The organism is Streptomyces sp. NPDC059853, assembly GCF_042731495.1.
Classification (GTDB): Bacteria; Actinomycetota; Actinomycetes; order Streptomycetales; family Streptomycetaceae; genus Streptomyces.
On sequence record NZ_JBHWJL010000038.1, the window covers coordinates 1 to 20,965 of the forward strand.

At 71.7% G+C, this 20,965-nt stretch carries 15 protein-coding genes; 8 read left to right on the top strand and 7 right to left on the bottom strand.

Features of this window, described 5'->3' with window-relative positions; genetic code table 11:
* Positions 1 to 269 precede the first annotated feature (269 nt).
* From ACFV5N_RS06760 to ACFV5N_RS06780, 5 genes are all read left to right on the top strand, one after another.
* Complete coding sequence (locus ACFV5N_RS06760) at positions 270 to 5,243, top strand: NAD-glutamate dehydrogenase (protein ID WP_385595016.1); 4,974 nt, start codon at positions 270 to 272, stop codon at positions 5,241 to 5,243.
* 132 nt (positions 5,244 to 5,375) lie between these two features.
* Entirely contained in the window at positions 5,376 to 5,774 is a 399-nt protein-coding gene (locus tag ACFV5N_RS06765; protein WP_385595019.1) for a hypothetical protein, read from the top strand.
* A complete protein-coding gene (locus ACFV5N_RS06770) occupies positions 5,771 to 7,594 on the top strand; it encodes an alpha/beta hydrolase (RefSeq protein WP_385595021.1) in 1,824 nt (607 codons plus the stop codon). The genes ACFV5N_RS06765 and ACFV5N_RS06770 overlap by 4 nt, the downstream gene beginning before the upstream one ends.
* Positions 7,595 to 7,689: 95 nt before the next feature.
* Entirely contained in the window at positions 7,690 to 8,151 is a 462-nt protein-coding gene (locus ACFV5N_RS06775) for a hypothetical protein (protein WP_385595024.1), read from the top strand.
* 190 nt (positions 8,152 to 8,341) lie between these two features.
* A complete protein-coding gene (locus tag ACFV5N_RS06780) occupies positions 8,342 to 8,821 on the top strand; it encodes a hypothetical protein (RefSeq protein ID WP_385595027.1) in 480 nt (159 codons plus the stop codon).
* Positions 8,822 to 8,868: 47 nt separating this feature from the next.
* Here the strand turns inward: ACFV5N_RS06780 and ACFV5N_RS06785 are convergent, their stop codons facing one another.
* The 3 genes from ACFV5N_RS06785 to ACFV5N_RS06795 are packed head-to-tail and all read right to left on the bottom strand — an operon-like array spanning position 8,869 to position 14,334.
* Positions 8,869 to 10,005 carry a glycosyltransferase gene (locus ACFV5N_RS06785; RefSeq protein ID WP_385595030.1) on the bottom strand — a complete coding sequence of 379 codons (1,137 nt, stop codon included), beginning with the start codon at positions 10,003 to 10,005 and terminating at the stop codon, positions 8,869 to 8,871.
* Between the two features lies 1 nt (position 10,006).
* The gene (locus tag ACFV5N_RS06790) at positions 10,007 to 12,790 is read right to left on the bottom strand and encodes a CDP-glycerol glycerophosphotransferase family protein (RefSeq protein ID WP_385595033.1); all 2,784 of its coding nucleotides are present in this window, start codon (positions 12,788 to 12,790) and stop codon (positions 10,007 to 10,009) included.
* Complete coding sequence (locus ACFV5N_RS06795) at positions 12,787 to 14,334, bottom strand: DUF6056 family protein (protein WP_385595037.1); 1,548 nt, start codon at positions 14,332 to 14,334, stop codon at positions 12,787 to 12,789. The genes ACFV5N_RS06790 and ACFV5N_RS06795 overlap by 4 nt, the downstream gene beginning before the upstream one ends.
* Before the next feature lie 141 nt (positions 14,335 to 14,475).
* Here ACFV5N_RS06795 and ACFV5N_RS06800 point away from each other — a divergent pair, with 141 nt between their 5' ends.
* From ACFV5N_RS06800 to ACFV5N_RS06810, 3 genes are read left to right on the top strand one after another with little or no spacing between them, the layout of a single operon-like run.
* Positions 14,476 to 15,474 carry a glycosyltransferase family 2 protein gene (locus tag ACFV5N_RS06800; RefSeq protein WP_385595040.1) on the top strand — a complete coding sequence of 333 codons (999 nt, stop codon included), beginning with the start codon at positions 14,476 to 14,478 and terminating at the stop codon, positions 15,472 to 15,474.
* Positions 15,471 to 15,875 carry a GtrA family protein gene (locus ACFV5N_RS06805; protein WP_385595043.1) on the top strand — a complete coding sequence of 135 codons (405 nt, stop codon included), beginning with the start codon at positions 15,471 to 15,473 and terminating at the stop codon, positions 15,873 to 15,875. The genes ACFV5N_RS06800 and ACFV5N_RS06805 overlap by 4 nt, the downstream gene beginning before the upstream one ends.
* A complete protein-coding gene (locus ACFV5N_RS06810) occupies positions 15,872 to 17,857 on the top strand; it encodes a PIG-L family deacetylase (protein WP_385595046.1) in 1,986 nt (661 codons plus the stop codon). Before ACFV5N_RS06805 ends, ACFV5N_RS06810 begins: the two co-directional genes overlap by 4 nt.
* Positions 17,858 to 18,046: 189 nt before the next feature.
* Here ACFV5N_RS06810 and ACFV5N_RS06815 read toward each other — a convergent pair whose 3' ends face one another.
* From ACFV5N_RS06815 to galE, 4 genes are read right to left on the bottom strand one after another with little or no spacing between them, the layout of a single operon-like run.
* Entirely contained in the window at positions 18,047 to 18,631 is a 585-nt protein-coding gene (locus tag ACFV5N_RS06815) for a helix-turn-helix domain-containing protein (RefSeq protein WP_385595049.1), read from the bottom strand.
* Positions 18,632 to 18,658: 27 nt separating this feature from the next.
* Positions 18,659 to 19,465 carry a M23 family metallopeptidase gene (locus tag ACFV5N_RS06820; RefSeq protein ID WP_385595052.1) on the bottom strand — a complete coding sequence of 269 codons (807 nt, stop codon included), beginning with the start codon at positions 19,463 to 19,465 and terminating at the stop codon, positions 18,659 to 18,661.
* Between the two features lie 9 nt (positions 19,466 to 19,474).
* Positions 19,475 to 19,957 (bottom strand): ArsR/SmtB family transcription factor, encoded by a 483-nt coding sequence (locus tag ACFV5N_RS06825; RefSeq protein WP_385595055.1) that lies wholly within the window; start codon positions 19,955 to 19,957, stop codon positions 19,475 to 19,477.
* 24 nt (positions 19,958 to 19,981) lie between these two features.
* On the bottom strand, positions 19,982 to 20,956 hold the full coding sequence (gene galE / locus ACFV5N_RS06830) for a UDP-glucose 4-epimerase GalE (protein ID WP_385595058.1): 975 nt from the start codon (positions 20,954 to 20,956) through the stop codon (positions 19,982 to 19,984).
* Positions 20,957 to 20,965 lie beyond the last annotated feature (9 nt).

A 20,965-nucleotide genomic window follows, 5' to 3' on the forward strand; every position in this document is an offset into this window, starting at 1 on the left:
GGGCCCGCCCCCCCCCCCCCCCCCCGGCCCTGTACTGCGACTTTGTTCACACCGTTCTCATCCGCTCGTCCCATCGGGAGCGATAGCCTTGCTTACGTGATCAGTGCGATATCGGCAGGGGGCGGTGCCGCCTCCCCTCGGGTCCCGGTTCACGGGGCGAGGTCCGCCACTGATCCGTTCTGCCGGGAGCATCCGTCACGTGAGACCGAGCGCTGCCCGGTGACCGTTTCCCGACGTCACGCAACGGCGCGCGACAGGAGCCTGAGGACATGCACACCAAGCTGGATGAAGCCAAAGCCGCGCGGCTGGCACAGGCCGCCGAGGTAGGGGTGGGGGAGCAGGGCCCGGCCGGCATGGACGCCGCGGCCTTCTCGGCCTACCTCCAGCGGTACTACCAGTACATCTCGCCCGAGGACGTCAGCGGACGCGAGCCCGTCGACCTCTACGGCGCCGCCCGCGCCCATCTCCGGCTCGCCGCCACCCGCCCGCAGGGCACGGCCAATGTGCGGGTGTACACCCCCACGGTCGACGAGATGGGCTGGACCTGCAGCCACACGGTGGTCGAAGTCGTCACCGACGACATGCCGTTCCTGGTGGACTCGGTCACCAACGAACTGTCCCGCCAGGAACGCGGCATCCACATCGTGATCCACCCGCAGGTGATCGTGCGCCGCGACGTCACCGGCCGGCTGCTGGAGGTCCTCGACGCCGGCCGCGACCCGTTCGGCCCCACCGCCACCACCTACGACCCGGCCGAACTCCCCGACGACGCCGTCACCGAGTCCTGGATCCACGTCGAGATCGACCGCGAGACCGACCGCGACGACCTCACCCGCATCGAGACCGACCTGCGCCGCATCCTCAGCGACGTGCGCGAGGCCGTCGAGGACTGGCAGAAGATGCGCGGCGCCGCGCTGCGCATCGCCGACGAACTGCCCACCGAGCCCGGGTCCGACGAACTGCGCACCCAGGAGGTGGAGGAGGCCCGCGAACTGCTGCGCTGGCTGGCCGCCGACCACTTCACCTTCCTCGGCTACCGCGAATACGAACTCACCCGGCACGACGGCGCCGAGCACGACGAACTGCGCGCCGTCCCCGGCAGCGGCCTGGGCATCCTGCGCTCCGACCCGCAGCACTACCCCGACGGCCACCCCGCCTACCCCGAGCCGCTGAACCCCTCCGCCTCGCCCGCCTTCGCCCGGCTCTCGCCCTCCGCGCGCGCCAAGGCCCGCGAGCCCAAGCTGCTCATCCTCACCAAGGCCAACAGCCGCGCCACCGTCCACCGCCCCTCCTACCTCGACTACATCGGGGTCAAGAAGTTCGACGCGGACGGCCGGGTCATCGGCGAACGGCGCTTCCTCGGCCTGTTCTCCTCCGCCGCCTACACCGAGTCCGTGCGCCGGGTGCCCGTCATCCGCCGCAAGGTCTCCGAGGTGCTGTCGGCCGCCGGCTTCGCGCCCGACTCGCACAGCGGACGCGACCTGCTCCAGATCCTGGAGACCTACCCGCGCGACGAACTGTTCCAGACCGGCGTGGAGACGCTGCGCTCCATCGCCACCGCCGTACTGCACCTCCAGGAACGCCGCCGGCTGCGGCTGTTCCTGCGCCAGGACGAGTACGGCCGGTACTACTCGGCGCTCGTCTACCTGCCGCGCGACCGGTACACCACCTCCGTACGGATCCGCCTCATCGACATCCTCACCGAGGAACTGGGCGGCTCCTCCGTCGACTTCACCGCCTGGAACACCGAATCGGTGCTCTCCCGGCTGCACTTCGTCATCCGCGTCGAACCCGGCACCGAACTGCCCGAGCTGACCGAGGCGGACGTCGACCGCATCGAGGCCCGGCTGGCCGAGGCGTCGCGGTCCTGGAGCGACGGCTTCACCGACGCGCTGCTCGCCGAGTGCGGCGAGGAGCAGGCGGCCGAACTGGGCCGCCGCTACGCCAACGCCTTCCCCGAGGGCTACAAGGCGGACTTCCCGCCGCGCGCCGCCGTCGCCGACCTCCAGTACGTCCTCGGGCTGCGGCCCGGCGAGCCCGGCGCCGACTTCGCCCTCAACCTGTACGAGCCGGTCGGCGCCGCCACCGGCGAACGCCGCTTCAAGATCTACCGGCGCGGCGAGCCCGTCTCGCTCTCCGCCGTCCTCCCCGTGCTCCAGCACCTCGGCGTCGAGGTCGTCGACGAGCGGCCCTACGAACTGCGGCCCACCGACGGCGCCACCGCCTGGATCTACGACTTCGGGCTGCGCATCCCCGAACCGCTGGCCCCGCTGCTCGGCGGCGACGCGCGCGAACGCGTCCAGGAGGCGTTCGCCGCCGCCTGGACCGGACGCACCGAGAACGACGGCATCAACGCGCTCGTCATCTCCGCAGGACTGACCTGGCGGCAGGCCATGGTGCTGCGCGCCTACTCCCGCTACCTGTGGCAGGCCGGCGCCCGCTTCGCCCGCGAGACCATGGAGGCCACCCTCCGCCGCAACGTCCACACCACCCGGCTGCTCGTCTCGCTGTTCGAGGCCCGGCTCTCCCCGCAGCGCATCAGCGCCGGACGCGAGCTGACCGACGGCCTGCTGGAGGAACTGGACGGCGCGCTGGAACAGGTCGTCAACCTGGATGAGGACCGCATCCTGCGGGCGTTCCTCACCGTCATCAAGGCCACGCTGCGCTGCAACTACTTCCAGCTGGACGACGAGGGCAACCCGCACCCGTACCTCTCCCTCAAGCTCGACCCGCAGGCCATCCCCGACCTGCCGCAGCCGCGCCCCGCCTACGAGATCTGGGTCTACTCGCCCCGGGTCGAGGGCGTCCACCTGCGGTTCGGGAAGGTGGCGCGCGGCGGGCTGCGCTGGTCCGACCGCAAGGAGGACTTCCGCACCGAGATCCTGGGCCTGGTGAAGGCGCAGGAGGTCAAGAACACGGTGATCGTGCCGGTCGGCGCCAAGGGCGGCTTCGTCGGCAAGCAGCTGCCCAGCCCGGCCGAGGACCGGGACGCCTGGCTGGCGGAAGGCATCGCCTGCTACAAGACGTTCATCAGCGGCCTCATCTACAACACCCACAAGGTGGGGGCCGCCTCGGCCCCCCCGCCGCGCCCGGGGGGCCGCCACGACGGCGACGACACCTACCTGGTGGTCGCGGCCGACAAGGGAACCGCCACCTTCTCCGACATCGCCAACGAGGTCGCGCAGTCCTACGGCTTCTGGCTCGGCGACGCGTTCGCCTCCGGCGGCTCGGCAGGCTACGACCACAAGGGCATGGGCATCACCGCGCGCGGCGCCTGGGAGTCCGTCAAGCGGCACTTCCGGCAGCTGGGCCACGACACCCAGAGCCAGGACTTCACCGTCGCCGGGATCGGCGACATGTCCGGCGACGTGTTCGGCAACGGCATGCTGCTGTCGCGGCACATCCGGCTGGTGGCCGCCTTCGACCACCGGCACATCTTCCTCGACCCCGACCCGGACGCGGCGACCGGCTACGCGGAACGGCAGCGGCTGTTCGACCTGCCGCGCTCCTCGTGGGCCGACTACAACACCGACCTGCTCGCCAAGGGCGGCGGGATCCACCCCCGTTCGGCCAAGTCCATCGCCATCACCCCGCAGGTGCGCACGGCCCTCGGCATCAGCCCCGGCATCGTGTCGATGACCCCGGCCGAGCTGATGAAGGCCATCCTCAAGGCGCCGGTCGACCTGCTGTGGAACGGCGGCATCGGCACGTACGTCAAGTCCTCCGCCGAGACGCACGCCGACGTCGGCGACAAGGCCAACGACGCCATCCGCATCGACGGCCGGGACGTCCGCGCCCGCGTCATCGGCGAGGGCGGCAACCTGGGCCTCACCCAGCGCGGCCGGATCGAGTACGCCCAGTCCGGCGGCCGCTGCAACACCGACGCCATCGACAACAGCGCCGGCGTGGACACCTCCGACCACGAGGTCAACATCAAGATCCTGCTCAACTCGCTGGTCGCCGGCGGCGACCTGACGATCAAGCAGCGCAACACCCTGCTGGCCGCGATGACCGACGAGGTCGCCGAACTGGTCCTGCGCAACAACTACGCGCAGAACGTCGCCCTCTCCAACAGCGAGGCCAACGCCCCCGGGCTGCTCCTCGCCCACCAGCGGCTCATGCGCAAGCTGACGGCCGACGGGCGGCTGGACCGGGCCCTGGAATTCCTGCCCGACGACGAGGAGATCTGGGAGCGGCGCGCGGCCGGCAAGGGCCTGACCCAGCCCGAACTGTCCGTCCTGCTGGCCTACGCCAAGCTCTCGGTCACCGCCGATCTCATCGGCAGCGACCTGCCGGACGACCCGTACGTGAAGCGGCTGCTCGCGCAGTACTTCCCGACCGCGCTGCGGGAACGGTTCCCCGAGCGCATCGAGGGCCACACGCTGCGCCGCGAGATCATCACCACCCTGCTGGTCAACGACACCGTCAACACCGGCGGCAGCTCGTTCGTCCAGCGGATGGGCGAGGAGAGCGGCGCCTCCACCGAGGAGATCATCCGCGCGCACACCGCGTCGCGGGCGATCTTCGGGCTCAACGCCATCTGGGACGCGGCCGAACGCCTCGACAACCAGGTCGCCGCCGACGTCGTCACCCGGCTGCGGCTGCACTCGCGGCGGCTCGTGGAGCGCGGCGCGCGCTGGCTGCTCAACAACCGGCCGCAGCCGCTCCAGCTCGCCGACACCATCGACCTGTTCGAGGACCGGGTCGGGCAGGTGTGGGCCGAGCTGCCGAAGCTGCTGCGCGGCCAGGACCTGGAATGGCACGGCAAGATGTTCGACGAGCTGGTGGACAACGGTGTCCCGGCGGACCTCGCCCAGCAGGTCGCCGGGTTCTCAGCGGCGTTCTCCGCGCTGGACATCGTGGCGGTCGCCGACCGCAGCGGCCGTGAACTGTTCGACGTGGCCGAGGTGTACTACCACCTCAGCGACCAGCTGGGCATCTCCCAGCTCCAGGGCCGCATCAGCGAACTGCCGCGGGCCGACCGCTGGCAGTCGATGGCGCGCACGGCGATCCGCGAGGACCTGTACGCGGCCCACCAGCTGATCACGGCCGACGTCCTCGCGGCCGGCGAGGCCGAGGCCGGGCCGGAGGAACTGTACGCGGCCTGGGCCGGCCGCCACGCGGCGATCCTCACCCGGGCGCGGGCCACGCTCCGCGAGATCCAGTCCTCCGACTCCTTCGATCTGGCGAATCTGTCGGTGGCGATGCGGACGATGCGGACGCTGCTGCGCAGCAACCGCTGACCGGAACCACCGCACCGGACGGCGAGCGAGGCGGCCGGCACCTGAGTACCCGTACTCAGGCGCCGGCCGCCTTCGTGCCGCTACGATCCCTTCCGGTGGATGGGGACTGTCCGGCGTGGGAGGGGATGGGCTGTGCGGACCAGACTGAACGGGTGGGACGAGGGGCCGGGGCCGGCCGACGCCGCGCACGCCGGGATGTTCGACCTGGAGGTCGACCCCGGCGCACTGAGGCTGCTGGCCACCGAATCCCGCGTGCTGGCCGATCAGCTGACGCGGGTGGTGCTTCCCGCCCTCCAGGGGGACGGCGAGGAGACGGGAGCCGCGCTGGAGTCGGAGGTGGCGCTGCGGTCGGTGCTGAGCGCCTGGCGGGACCGGCTCGGCGACGTGGCGGAGGAGTGCGTCCGGCTGGATGAGGGCTTCACCGCGGCGGCCGGCGGCTTCGCCGAGACGGAGGCGCGGGCGCGCGCCGAGATCCAGCGGGCGACCCCGGACTGGGCCGCCGAGTTGCTGACCGGGGACGGCGGCCGATGATGACTGTGGCCCAGCTGCGGGACCTGCGGACGGATGTCCTGACGGCGCAGGCCGCAGACTGGCGGACGGTCGTCGAGTGGGGAGAGAACGGGCGGGCGCACGTGGACCGGCAGATGCTGGGGCCGCTGCGCGATGAGCTGAAGGGGGAGACGGCGACGGCCGCCGAGGGCCGGCTCCAGCTGATCGCGGACAACTGCGAGTACACGAGGCTGCGAACCGGTCTGGTGCATGCCGCGCTGCTCGGTCTCGCGGAGGAACTGTCCGAGGTGAAAGCCCGGTTGCGGACGGCCCTGGACGAGGCGGCGGCCCTCGGCTACCAGGTGGACGACTCCGGAGCGGTGAGCTACCCCGAAACACGCGCGGAGGACGGCAGCGTCCGCCAGGAAGCCGGGACGGTCACCCGCTCGGACGGCCTGCTGGACCGGGCCCTGGACGGCCTCTCCCTGGTCTTCCCCGGCCACCGGGAGGCGGCCCAGCACCTGGCCAACACCATCGGCGGAGCACTCCGGACAGCGGCGGACATCGACACCCGCTACGCGCGCACCCTGAGCGAGTTGATCTGCGACCGGGGGATCGTCCTCACGGACGCCATGTGGAGGGACGCCCAGGGCGACCTGGACGCGGCCGCCACCTCGATCCGGGGCCTGGCGGACGCGTCCGACATCCCCGCCGGGGCGACCCCGCAGGAGAACCGCCAATGGTGGGACAGCCTGTCGGCGGACGAACAGGCGGCGTACGTCTCGCTGTACCCCGCCGAAATCGGCGCCCTGGACGGCCTCCCCTCCGCCACTCGCGACACGGCGAACCGCGCGGTCCTGCAACTGGAGGAGGCGCGGCTGCGCGAGGAGTTGGACACGCTGCTGCGGGCGGAGCCGGAGAAGTACGGACCAGTCACCTACAACAGTCAAAAGGAGGGGGTGTCGGTGTCCGGGCATGGCGTGACCGGAGAATGGACGGAGTGGGACGAACGACGGAAACTTCTCGAAGGGCAGTTGGACGGAGTGGAGGCTATCAACAGCCGCTTCGCCGAGACGGGCCAAGAAGGTCTGCCCGAGGCATATCTTCTCGGTTTCGACACCGACGGTCTTGGCCACGCCATCATCGCCAACGGGAATCCGGACACTGCTGACCATACGGCAATCTATGTTCCGGGGACCACATCCCGACTGGGAGATGCCGACACTGACATCGAGCGGATGACTCGCGTGTGGCGGGCGACGGAATCGATGACAGACAGCGATGTTTCTACCATTACCTGGATTGGCTACGACGCCCCGCAGCATGTCACCAAGGACGCAACACTCCGAGTGTTCGCTGACGATGGTGCGCCGTTGTTCAACGACTTCGCCCGAGGGATCGAGACCGCACAGGGTGGAGCCGATGCCAGTCACACCACGGTGATCGCTCACAGCTATGGCAGTACTGTCGTGGGCGTGGCGTCCCAGCAGGGGCCGCTGGCTGCAGACGACGTCATCGCTGTCGGCAGTCCCGGGATGACGGTGAGCCATGCGAGTGATTTGGGCATCGGAACAGAGCACGTATGGTCGATGGCCTCCGGAATGCTCAACGATCAAGTGCCACTGGGCGGTGCTCCGTTCCACGGCGGTATGGATTGGTCCCCCATTCACCAAGGTCCGCTCGGAATTCCATATGTCAGCCCCTTTCCCAAGCCGATTGTGCCATCGGCGGATGAATTCGGTGCGGGGGTGCTGGCTACGGACTCAACGGACCACGGAGGGTATTGGGACGAGAGGTCGGTAAGCCTCATGAACCAGGCAAGAATTGTAGTTGGGGATTATGATGAGGCGGTCAGGGGATGAGGGAAGCCGGGGAAGGTGCCCGACGCCGGGCAGCCATACTGGGGGTAACTCTTTCCTTGGTGGCGGTGTTGGGGTGTCAGGTTATGGGTGAACAAGTGAAACGCGAACTGGACTATACCCCCACCACGAAGTCCGTGAGTCAGGCTCGTACCGATACGAAAGAAATTTCCAGTGCGATCCTGGATCTCACCGGACTCCGTGGTGAAGTGTCCGAGCCTGGTCCAGGGATTTCCGTATGCGAGGCCGATCCGAAACGAGAGCGTCTGTACACGGTTTACCACTACTGGTCTATTTCGAATATTTCTCGGGCTGAATTGCGGCAAGGTATGGACAGGCTTCGTCACGAGCTGCCTCGGGAAGGGTGGGAGATCATCAGTGATGGCGAGCTGAACAACGCGAATCGGACGCCGGAAATTCTGTTCGAGAATACAGAAGTGGAGTATGCCGTCAATGTCACGCTTCCGGGGAAGACGGACGAAGACTCCCGTCTGGTTTTCGCCGTTGTTTCTCCTTGCCTGAGTACGCCCGAGGGGGAAAGCCCCAGCGGTTCCTACTGAGTCTCGGGAAACCTCTGCCGACTAATATCTGCGGAAGGCTGGACAAAGTGGTGGATCGGGTATTCTGATGGGCAGGAATGCCGTGCGGAGCATGGCAGGAGTGTGGGGTGCACTGTTGGCCCGGAGTATCTCCATGGTGGCAGCCATATCCGTGGTATGCCTCTCCGTCGGATGCGGCAGAAGCGATGTCGTGGGTTTCCATGGAACGGAGGCGGCCGGGACCAGAGAAGTCGAAGACGTCCGCTCCGAGGTGAAGACGATCTCCAGCGACCTTCTCGACCTCACCGGACTGCGCGGAACGGTCAGCGAACCAGGGCCCGGTGTGGTGACGTGCGCGGACAGGGAACGGGGCGAGTACTTCTTCGTCCGGCACACCTGGTCGGTCAAAGAGGTGCCCGAAAGCGAGCTCGAACGCGCCATGGCCGACTTGCGCGACGGCCTTCCGGGCCGTGGCTGGGAAGTGGCCAAGTACGGTCCGAACAACAGTCCGGCCGGCACCCTCGAACTGCTGGCCGGACTGGAGCCCGAGCAGTACACGGCGGAGATCAGCTTCCTGGACGGGCGCAATCTCGACCCGGAGACCGATCTCTCCACCGAGTCGATGCTCTACGTCATGGTGCGGTCAGCCTGTTACCGGGTTCCGGAGGGCCAGACAGTGACGCAGTACTAGTTCCGCCGGTCCCCGGCCCGGCAAGTGCCGGGCCGGGGCGTCCGGTGTCAGCGGTCGATTTCTTCGAAGAGGTCTTCCCAGCGGTCCAGGATGCGTGGCAGGTCCAGGCCCGCGACGTGGGTGCGGGCTGCCGCGCCGTAGTGGTGGCGGCGGGGGGTGTCGCGCATCAGGGCGGTGAGGGCCTGGGCGAAGGCGTCGGTGTTGCCCGGGGGGACCAGGGTGCCGGTGTGGCCGTCCCTGATCAGTTCTCTGACGCCGGCCGACAGGTCGAAGCTCACCGTGGGGACCCCGCATGCCGCCGCTTCGGCGACTGCCATCGGGCGGCCTTCGCGGTCGCTGGTGAGGGCGAGCAGGGACAGTTCGCGGTAGGCCGCCGCCATGTCCCCGACGCTGCCCCGGAAGTGGACCCGTTCGGCGACGCCGCGTGTGCGCGCGTGGTCCTCCAGGGTGCCCCGGAGCGGGCCGTCGCCGAACAGGTGCAGTTCCCAGTCCTTCTCACCGGTGTCCGCGAACGCGTCGATCAGCCGGTCGAGGCGTTTGACCGGCTCCAGCCGGCCCACCGCCCCGATGCGGCGGGTGTCGAGCCGGGCGGCCGGGCCGGGGCTGAACGGCAGCGGGTTGGGGATGGTCGCGGCGTTGGGCAGCCGGTCGCGGCGGAAGAGGGCGGCGTCGCCCTCGCTCAGGAAGACCGCCTTCTCCAGTTCCGGGTAGTGGCGCAGGATCAGCCGCAGGTTGGCGGAGGCGCGGGCCTGTTCGTACGACTCGTGGTACTGGCCGACGCCCTTCAGGTGGGGCCGGCGTACCGCGCGCAGCCAGTCGGCGGCCCACGGGGAGCCGATGATCACGTAGCCGTGGGGGACGTCCGCGAAGCGGGCGTTCAGTTTCTCGACCGCCGCCTCGCGGTGTTCGGCGCGGGCGCGCTGTTCCCTGATGCGGGAGGGGTTGAGCCGTTCGGCGAAGGTGGCGGGCCGCCAGGGGCGCGGGGAGGGTTCGGGGTAGAGGGTGGTGTGCCGGTAGCCGGGGTCGGCGACGTAGGTGTGCGGTTCGGGGCTCGGCCGGATGCCGACGAGTTCGACGCGGTGTCCGCGCCCGGCGAAGCCCTGGGCGAGGGTGTGCAGGACGCGCTGGGAGCCGCCCATGGAGTCGACGTCGATGCCGACGAGGAAGACGTTGCGGTGTTTCATCTCAGAGCATCCCCTCGAAGAAGCGTTCCACTACGGCCCAGCTGGCGCCGCCGGTCTCGTAGGTGGTGAACCGCTGCTGGAAGGCGGCGTACCGGTCGGCGTGCTCCTTCTGCACCCGGTCCAGGTCGCTGATCGCCTCGATGACCTCGCCGGTCTCGGTCAGGACCGGTCCCGGGGCGATCTCGTGCAGGTCGTAGTAGGTGCCGCGCGCGCTGTTGCGGTAGTGCTCGTAGTCGTCGGCGAACAGCAGGATCGGCCGGCCCAGGTTGGCGTAGTCGAACATCAGGGACGAGTAGTCCGTCAGCAGCGCGTCGGAGGCGAGCAGCAGGTCGTTGATGTCGGGGAAGCCGCGTCCGTCGCGGACGACCGGGGCGACCTCGCGCGGTACCTCGAACCGTTCGTAGTAGTGCGGGCGCACCACGACCGTCCAGTCGCGGCCGATGCCGGTGGCGAGCCGTTGCAGGTCCACGCGGATCGAGTCGCCGGTGCCGCGCGCCCCGTCGCGGAAGGTCGGCGCGTACAGCAGGACCTTGTGCCCGTCCGGGATCTGGAGCCGCACCCGGGCGGCCTGGGCCCGGTCCCTGGCCTCGACCTCGCGCCAGCGCACCAGGACGTCGTTGCGCGGCAGGCCGCAGCGCAGGAGTTCGCCGGTGTAGCCGTTGGCGCGGACGAAGGTGCGTTCGAACTCCTCGCTGGGGGCGATGAGCAGGTCCCAGCGGGCGATGGCGTCCCGGTGCTGCTGCTGGCGTTCCGGGGGGCCGAACCGCAGGTCCGGGATGTCGAAGCCCATGTGTTTGAACGCCTGGCCGTGCCAGGTCTGGAGGTAGCGGGTGCCGCGCGGTTTGCCGTACGCGGTGGGGAAGCCGTGCGAGTCGACCCAGTAGCGGGCGCGGGCCAGGGTGCGGACGTACTCCCAGCTGCCGCGCCGTACCAGGGGGACGCCGGGCGGGAAGCCGGCCGGGTCGCCGGCGTAGGCCCATACGGCGTTGAGGGGCAGGCCGCGCCGGACGAGTTCCTCGTAGATGTAGCGGGGGCTGTCGGCGTAGCCGCGCCCTTCGAGGGCTTCGAAGACGACGAGGTCGCGGTCGCGGGGGAGGCGTTTGAGTTCCTGGTAGGTGAGGGCTTTGAGGCGCGGGCCGGAGAGCCGGCGGCCGAGGCGGGCGGTTTTCGCGCGGACGGGGCCGAGGCGGGGGGCGACGGCTTCGGCGCCGGCGAGGAGTCCGGAGCGGGCCCAGGTGAGTTCGAGCCGTCCGGCGCCGCGTTCCTCGGGGGCGACGGTGATGGCGTGGCCGGCGAGCCGGGTGCGGCGGGCGGGCAGGCCGGTGGGGGCGAGCAGGATGTCGGTGCGGCGCAGGCCGAGGCGTTCCAGGGCGATCACCGGGTGGCGGCGGCCTTTGAAGCCCTTGGCGGCGAGCGGCACCTTGCGCAGGTCCACTTCGATGTCGGCCTCGTAGCGGTCGGGTCCCGCGGGGACGTAGCCGAAGGGGACGCGCAGGGGTTCGCCGGCGGCGGCCAGCCACAGGGCGGCGGTGACGCCGTCGGGGTCGGCCAGCAGCCGGGCCGGGTCGTAGGTGCGCAGGCCGAGGCGGAGCCGGGGGCCGTCGGTGTCGACGCGGGTGAGTTCGTGCCGGATGGGGCGGGAGGTGAAGGGCTGGGACTCCATGCGCCACTCGGTGATGTCGAGTTCGGTGAGGGCGGCGGGGTCGTCGGGCAGGTGGTCGCCCCAGTAGGTGCGGTCCCCGTCGCGGACGACGGCGCGCGGGGCGAGGAGCGGGCGGCCGAGGGAACGGGCGGCGGTGCGGGCGTCCTCGACGCGTCCGGCGGTGAGGAGGTACTGGCACACGCGCTGTTCGCGGGGGAGGCCGGTGCGGGCCTCGTCGGTGATGCCGTTCTCCAGGTAGGGGCCGACGACGCCGGTGAACTCGCGGATCCAGTCGTCGTCGCGGAACGGCAGGTCGCCGAGGTAGAGCCGCAGGTCGTGGCGGAGGAACTTGGCGTCCTTGGCGGGGCGGAGCGCGATGTTGCCGCTCTCGGTGAGGAAGGTGTCGATGAGCCGGGCGGCGTGCACCCGGTCGCGGACGTTGGCCATCTTGTGGCGGCTGGAGGAGATGGAGAGCTGGCCGGGGTCGTGGGCGAGGTACCAGGTGTAGACGGGCCAGGGCACGACGGCGAAGCGGTCGGCGAGGGTGAAGGCCTTGGCGGTGAACAGCTGGTCCTCGTAGTGCATGCCGGCCGGGAAGCGGAGCCGGTGGCGGGCGATGAACGCGGCGCGGTAGAGCTTGTTGGTGGAGAGGTGGTCGGTGAAGTACTCGGGGGCCTCGCCGATGCCGTCCACCACGCGGATGTCGCTGTCGAAGAGTTCGGGGTACCACAGGCCGGTGCCGCCGGTGTCCTCGTGGACGCGGGTGACCTCGCCGGTGACGAAGTCGGCGCCGGTGCTCTCGGCGGTGAGCAGCAGGGATTTGCAGGCGTGCCGGGGGAGTTCGTCGTCGCTGTCGAGGAACATCAGGTACGGGGCGCGGGCGGCGTCGATGCCGGCGTTGCGCGGGGCGCTGCAGCCGCCGCTGTTCTCGGGGAGCCGGATGACGCGGACCCGGGGGTCGGTGGCGGCGAGTTCGGCGGCGACGGCGGGGGTGTCGTCGGTGGAGCAGTCGTCGGCGATGATCACCTCCAGGTTGTTGAGGGTCTGGCGCAGTACGGAGTGCACGGCGCGGGGCAGCCGGCGGGCGTCGTTGTAGGCGATGACGACGACCGTGACGTCGGGCGTCAGCGGTGTGTCGGTCATGGGGTTCCGCCTCCTCGGTGGGGGGTGAGGGGTTCGATGCGGTCCACGTGGTAGAAGCCGGCGACGCAGCGTGCGGCCCAGTCGCCGGTCGCGTTCTTGGCCATGAAGGGCTCGGTGAGCCCGGCGATGTGGAGGGGCTGGTAGCCGACGGTGGTGGCACCGGCGGCGGCCTCGGCGCGGATGCGGGTGTCCTGGGCGTCCCAGGCGGCGGCGCGGGCGCGGGTCTCGGTGGCGAGCGCCCGTACCTCGGGGAGGAGCCCGGCGAGTGCGGCGAGGGTGGCGGCGGTGGTGAGCAGCGCGGCCACGGTGCGGGTACGGGGGCGGCGCAGCCGGGTGGCGAGTGCCTGGCCGGCGAGCAGGCCGTAGAGGCAGAGGGCGAGCAGCAGGGGGACCAGGAAGCTGTTCCAGGTGCGGTAGTACGTCCAGCCGCTCGGGCCGTAGCCGAGGCGCAGGGCGGCGACGACGGCGAGGGAGGCGAGGGCGACGGCGGCGGCCGGGGCGGCGAGGGCGAGCCGGCCGGGGAGCGTGACCCGGCCGGCGTCGGCGCCGGGCCCGTGGGTGACGGCGCCGGCCGCGGTGGCGGCGGGCGGCGGGTCGGGGGCGGTGAGCGGGGGCAGCGCCAGTGGTGCGGTGCGCAGGGCCAGGCCGAGCAGCAGGCCGGCGGTGGCGGCGCCGAGCCACACCCAGGAGCCGGCCGCGCCGGCGATCCACTCCCACACCCGGAGCCAGTCGCGGACGGTGGCGGTGAGTTCGGTGGTGGAGAACGGGTCGCCGGGCGGCGGGTGGACGCGGCGGCGGGCGCGGGCGCCGGGCGAGGTGTACAGCAGGGCGAGTCCGGCGGCCAGGCCGAGGCAGCCGGCGGTGCACCAGGCGAGGACGTACCGGCCGTCCCGGGTGCGGCGGCGGGGGAGGGCGGCGAGCGCGGCGAGCGCGGCGAGGGTCCCGGCGGCGGCGCTGAACGCTTCGCTGAGGGTGCCGAGGAAGACCCCGGCGGCCAGGGCGCAGGCGATGGCGGTGCGGCGGGCGCGCCGGCCGCGCCGCTGGGCCCACAGGGCCCCGTTGACGAGCCAGAGGCCGATGACGGCGGGCAGGGTGTGGGAGATGGTGGCGGGCGCCCACAGCAGGGTCTGGTACGGCAGCGGCGAGGCGTACACCAGCAGGGCGGGCAGGACGAGGGCGGCGGCGACGAGGGCGGGCAGCGGTGCCTCGCGGCCGGTGCGGACGGCCAGGGTGCGGCCGAGGACGACGAGTCCGGTGGTGAGGGCGAGCAGCAGGAGGGCGGGCAGCAGTTGGGGGCCGAGGAGCCCTGCGGTGTAGGTGACGCCGTTGAGGAAGGCGTTGGCCACCCGGCCGTTCTGGGTGGTGTAGAAGTCCCAGGTGATGCCGTGGATGCCGAGTTCCCGGGTTTTCCAGGCGGCGCACCAGTCGTCGGAGGTGGGGCGTACGTACCGTCCGAGGGCGGCGCTCACGACGAGCAGCGCGCCGGCTGCGGCGGCCACCGCGAGGGCCGGGCGGCGGCGCGTTGCGGCGGTGCGCGGGGTCACCCGTACGCCCTCCTCTGCATGTCGTAAAGGGGATCAAATAGGTTCATTGCACCATACTGAGCCACGCCGGGCCGTCCACGGCAGCAAGGACCCCGCGCGTTGTGCCGGACCTGTGGGACATCCGAGAAGGAGACCTGCCGCATGAGGCTGTCCGTCGTCGTCCCCTGCTACAACGAAGAGGCCGTCATCGACCGCTTCGACCAGCAGTTGCGCGCCAGTCTGGATCGTCTCGGTGTCGGCTACGAGCTGTGCTACGTGGACGACGGCAGCGCCGACAACACCCTCCCCCGGCTGCGCGCGCTGCGCGTCGAGCACCCGGCGAACACCCGGTACCTCTCCTTCAGCCGCAACTTCGGCAAGGAGGCGGCGATGCTCGCCGGTCTGCGTGCCGCCCGCGGGGACGCGGTGGTCCTGATGGACGCCGACCTCCAGCACCGCCCCGAGCTGATCGGGCACATGCTCGAACTCCACCGCCGGGGCCACGACCAGGTGGTGGCCAAACGTGACCGCTCCTGCGACAAGGCGGTGCGCGGGCTGCTCTCCCGGCTGTACTACCGGGCCGTCAACCGGTGGGTGGACGTGCCGCTGACCAGTGGGGTGGGCGACTTCCGGCTGCTGTCGCGGGCGGCGGTGGACGCGCTGCTCGCGCTGCCGGAGAGCAACCGCTTCTCCAAGGGACTGTTCTCCTGGATCGGCTTCGACACCGTCACCTTCGACTGCCGGGACGCGGAACGGGAGGGCGGCGGGGGCAGCAAGTGGCGGTTCCGCTCGCTGCTCGACTACGGCATGGACGGGCTGATCTCGTTCAACAACCGGCCGCTGCGGCTGGCCATCCACACCGGCCTCGCGCTGGCGGCGCTGGCCGGGGCGTACGCCGCCTGGGTCGTCGTCACGGCGCTGACCGGCGGCGTCTCGGTGCCCGGGTACGTCACCCTGGTGGCCATCATCGCCGGGCTCGGCGGGCTCCAGATGCTGATGCTCGGGCTGATCGGCGAGTACATCGGGCGCATCTACTACGAGACGAAGCGCCGGCCGCACTATCTGGTGAAGGAGACCGGAGAGATCCGGGCCGCCCCGGACACCGGCCCGGGGCGGGGGGCCGGGCCCGCGGCGGTGCCGGCCGAGGAGCGGGAGCCGTGAGGTGGCCCGCGGCGGACCGGCTCGCGCAGTTCGGCCGGTTCGCCCTCATCGGTGTCGTCAACACCGGCACCTTCTACCTCTGCTACCTCCCGCTGCACCGCTGGCTGCCGTACTTCTCCGCCTTCACCCTCGCCTACCTCGCCAGCATGGTCGGCTCGTTCTTCCTCAACACCTACTTCACCTACCGCACCCGCCCCAGCTGGCGGAAGTTCGCGTTCTTCCCGCTGACCCAGCTCACCAACTACCTCGCGCAGAGCGCCGGCCTGTATCTGCTGGTCAGCGGCGCCGGGCTGAACAGCACCATCGCCCCGCTGCTCGCCGCCGCCGGCGCCGTACCCTTCACCTATCTGGTGTCCCGGCGCATCCTGCTGCCCCGTCCCCGCGAGGAAACCGTTCCATGAGCCTGTCGCGCCGCGCGCTGCTCGGAGGCGGGATCGCCTCCGTCATCGGCACCGCCACCCTCACCGAGGCCCTGCGGCCCCTGGCGAACGGAGCGGAGCACGGCGCGGACCCCGGCCCGGGGCGGCCCGCCACGGTCGTGCAGATCATCGCGCACCCGGACGACGACCTGTACTTCATGAACCCCGATGTGAGCTGCACGCTGGGCACCGACGCCGCGCTCACCACCGTCATCCTCACCTCCGGCGAGTCCAACGGCGTCAACGGCAACGGCGGCCCGGGGCGGCCCTCCCCGAGCGAGGGACACGACCGTTTCGCCCGCGCCCGGCAGAACGGACTGCGCGCCGCGTACGCCCACATGGCCACCGGCGACCACGGCAGCCGCTGGAACTCCGTGGTGCTGCCCACCGCAGGCGGCTTCCCCGTCCAGTGCGACACGCTGCTGGCGCGCCCCTCGCTCCAGCTGATCTGGTGTCAGCTGCGCGAGGCCCGCAAGGTGTCCGAGGAGGTGCCCGCCTCGCTGGCCGGGCTGTGGCGCGGCCGGATCGGGCGGCTGGAGTCGCTGCGGGCGCGCGGCAGCGTGGTCGGCGAGGACTTCACGGTCAGCGCGGACCAGCTGACCGCCGCCCTCACCGGGCTGCTGCGGGTGACCGCACCCACCCACGTCAGGTTCCAGGACCCCACGCCGGACCGGCGCCCCGGCAGGACGGCCTACTCCGACCACCAGGACCACATGTACGGGGCGCGGTTCGTCCAGCTGGCGCTGGAGCGGTACGCGGCCGAGGACCCCGCGCACTTCAGCGCGCAGAGCTACCTCGGCTACCGGGGCGGCACCCTGCCGCCGACGCTCAGCCCGGCCGCCGCCGAGGCCAAGGCCCGCACCCTGCACATCTACGGCGGGGTCGGTGTGACCTGCGGCGACCGGGACGGCTGCGGCGACTACAAGACGGGCGCCACCCCCGATCCGCGCTGGCTCCCGGCCATGCGCGACCCGCGCGAGATGGGCACCGACTGGCTGCACCGGCTGGACGACGGCGGGATGCTGGCCTGCGCGGTGCTCAGCGGACGGCTGGCGGTGTGGCGGCGGGCGGCGGGGGAGACGGACTGGCCGGAGCCGGAACTGCTGCCGGGCGCCGGGATCGACGACGGCGTCGTGGTGGTGCGCCACCCGGACGGGCGGCCGGCGGTGTACGGCACCCGTACGGTCGGCGGCGCGCCGGGCGACGCCGGATACCGGCGGGAGGTGGTGCGCTCCGTGGACCTCGGGGAGTGGGAGCCGCTGGGCGCGCCGAACGGCACGGACCACGAGGCGAGCTGGCAGCTGTCGGTGCCGGTGGTGGGCGTGGACGCGGCGGGGCGGGTGGTGGTCGCGGTACGGAACGCGGGGCACGGCCTCAGCGCCCGCACGCTCGACCCGGCGACGGGGCGGTGGAGCGGCTGGACGGATCTGGGCGGCGCGAACGCCGGGAGCCGGCCGGTGGCGGCGGCCGGCGGGGACGGCCGGATCCGGATCCTGGTCGCCACGCACGACAAGGTGCTGCTGTGGCGGCAGCGGGCGGACGGCGGGTTCGGCGCGCCGGTGGACGCCGGACTGCCCGCTGTCACCGGGCCGCTGACGGCGCGGCGGGCGGGGGCCGGGGTGACGCTGTACTTCCGGCAGCCGGGCACCGGTGTCCTGCAGACCGCCGTGGTGGACGGGGTGGAGGGGGCGGAGCCGCGGGTCACGTCGATGGCGGGCGGGGTGGGCAGCGGTCCGGTGGCCGAGGCGGGCGGCGCGCTGATCGCGGTGCGGGACGAGGCGGGCCGGGTGGCGGTGGCGGTGTCGCCGGCCCCGTGGGTGACGGACCCGCACCTGGCGGTGGGCAACCCGGCGGCGGCGGTCACGGCGGACGGGCGGGTGACGGTCGTCCATCTGGGGCCGGACGCGCGGCTGCGCTCGCTGGACTTCGACACCGGCGGGCAGGGGCGGGGTGAGCGCGGCTAGGCCGCGTCTTCCGGATCTTCGTGGATCAGGCCGCGTCGTCGGATGCGGTGCATCGCAAGGCGGAGGATCTCGCTCGTACCGGGTCGTACTCGCGAGATGCGACAACGCGGCGAGGTTCCCCCGGCCTTCGGCCGGGAGGTACCCCCAGTAGCCGGCGGCGCGGCCCCGCGAAGATCCGGAAGACACGGCCTAACGGCCTTTGGGGCGGGCGCGCACATGCATGCGTTCGCCCTGGGGGCCGAAGAGGCTCAGCACTTCCACGGGGCGGGCGGTGGCGCTGCCGAACCAGTGCGGCAGCCGGGTGTCGAATTCGGCGGCCTCGCCCTCGCCCAGCTCCAGGTCCCGGTCGGCGAGCAGCAGCCGCAGCCGTCCGGTGAGGACGTACAGCCACTCGTAGCCCTCGTGGGTGCGCTGTTCTGGCTCGGGCTGCCCCGCCGGCTCGGGCGGGATGATCATCTTGTACGCCTGAAGGGGGCCGGGCCGGCCGCTCAGCGGCAGCACGGTGCGCCCGCCCTGGATCCGGCGCGGGGCGAGCCGCACCCGGGGGTCACCGACCGGCGGGGCGCCGACCAGTTCGTCCAGCGGCACCTGGAACGCCTTGGCCAGCGGCAGCAGCAGTTCGAGCGAGGGCCGCCGCTGCCCCGACTCCAGCCGGGACAGGGTGCTGGTGGAGATGCCGGTGACCTCCGACAGCGCCGCCAGCGTCACCCCCCGCTCCTGCCGCACGCGCCGCAACCGCGCGCCGACCTCGGCCAGGACCTCCGTGAACTCCATACCGGCCAGCCCACCACGCCGTCCCGCTCATGGCAACTTCCGCTTGCCGGGAGCGGCTGGTACGGAGGCCGGGGGCGTGAAGGTCTCCAGGTTCGCCGGGACGCCCACCCCGGTCCAGGTGAAGGGGATGCCCCGGGCCTTGGCGGGGTCGGGGTGGTCCATCAGCTGGAAGTGGACGTGCGGCTCGGAGGAGTTGCCGGTGTTGCCGCACTCCGCCAGGGGCTGTCCGGCCGTCACGCGGTCGCCCGCGCGCACCCGCAGCGAGCCCTTCCTCAGGTGTGCGTACAGCGCGTACGTGCCGTTCCCCAGGTCGAGGACCAGCTGGTTGCCGATGACCCGGCGCGCGCTGACCAGCTCGCGGAACAGGCCCTCGAACAGCAGATAGGGCAGCGCGGGCCAGGAGTTGCGGCTGCGGTGGTCGCGCTGGGTGTCCCGGGCGGAGACCACCGTGCCGTCGGCCACCGCCAGCAGCGGGGCGCCGAACGCCGGGAAGGCGCGGGCCGGGCGGGAGAGCGGCCACCAGCCGAACGCGGGCCGCGAACCGTCCTCCGGCTCGGCGGCGATGTCGATGGCGTGGCTCTGCCCGTACTGGTACGTCCCGTGGCTGGGCACCTTGTCCGCCGGGCTGTTGAGGGCCAGCCAGCGTCCGTTCACCGGCGCCGCCACCTCCACGGCGGGCGGCGGGGTGTGGTGGCGGGGCGCGCGGGTGCTGAGGTACTGGGAGACCACCGCCACCAGCAGGAAGCCCCACGGCAGGAACACCGGGATGCCGTGGACGACCTCCAGGACGGCCAGGGCGGCGAATATCCAGAAGCAGACGCGGTAGAGGCTCATGCGGGGCTCTCAGCTCGGTGAACGGGTGGTGGCCAGGGCCACCAGCAGGGGGATGACGCGGGTGGCCGGGATCTCGTGGCGGCCCCGGCCCGTGGTGTGCAGCCAGCCGGCCGCGGTCAGCTGGCGCAGATGGTGGTAGATCTGGCCGGTGGTGCCCAGCCCTTCCAGGGCGGCCAGTTCGGCGACGGTGCGCCGCCCGTGCGCGATCTCGCGCAGCAGCCGCATCCGTACCGGGTGCCCCAGCGCCGCGAACGACTCGGCCGCCTGCTCCCAGTCGATCGCCAGCAGATCCTCGGTGGTCAGCCCGTACTGCCACTCGTACGCCTCGTCGGTGGGCAGCCGGGCCGACCCGGTGAACAGCACCCCGCCGGGCCCGTCCGGCGCCAGCTGCTTCTTCAGGCCCTCCAGGGCCCAGAAGCCGGCGCCCCCGCCCTCCAGGGCCGCGATCCGGCGCTCCAGGGCGGCGACCCTCGCTTCCAGCTCCGCACTCATACCCCGGACTCTACATTTACGTAATTACCGAGTGAACCGCCAGCCTGCCCAAGCCGAGGTGATCATCTCCCGCACCCCGCGCCGCGCACACCACCCCAGCTGTTTGGCCGCCGCGTCCGTCCGCGCCACCACCCGCGCCGGATCGCCCGCCCGTCGCGCCGCCACCTGCGGAATCAGCGCTTCGTGATGGGTCAGCCGGCCGATCTCGGTGGTCATCTCCCGGACCGAGACGCCCTCTCCGCGCCCGATGTTCAGCGTCAGATCGCCCGCGAACGGCTGCTCCGCCAGCGCCCGCGCCGCCGCCACATGGGCCTGCGCCAGATCCTCCACATGAATGTAATCCCGTACACAGGTGCCGTCCGGGGTCGGATAGTCGTCCCCGAAGATCAGCGGCGGCAGCCCGGCGTCCAGCCGCTCGAACACCATCGGGATCAGATTGGCCACCGAGGTGTCCGCCAGCTCCGGGGCGGCCGCGCCCGCCACGTTGAAGTACCGCAGACAGGCCGTGGAGATCCCGTGCGCCCGCCCCGCCGCGCGCACCAGCCACTCGCCGATCAGCTTGGTCTCGCCGTACGGGCTGATCGGCGCGCACACGGTGTCCTCGGTCACCGGGCCGCCGTCGGCCGGGGTCCCGTACACCGAGGCCGAGGAGGAGAAGACGAACGTCTCGATCCGCGCCCCGCGCACCGCCTCCAGCAGGATCTGCAACCCGTGCACGTTCTCCCGGTAGTAGCGCAGCGGCTGCGTCATCGACTCCGCCACCCGCTTCTTCGCCGCCAGGTGGATCACCCCGCCCACCTCGTACCGGGCGATCGTCTGATCCAGCAGCACCCGGTCCAGCGTGCTGCCCTCCACCAGCGGCACCCCCTCGGGCACCCGGGCCCGTACCCCGGTGGACAGATCGTCGTACACCACGGGCCGTTCCCCCGCCGCCAGCAGGGCGCGCACCACGTGCGCGCCGATGTAGCCCGCGCCGCCGGTGATCAGAAACGTCGTCATCCGAACTCC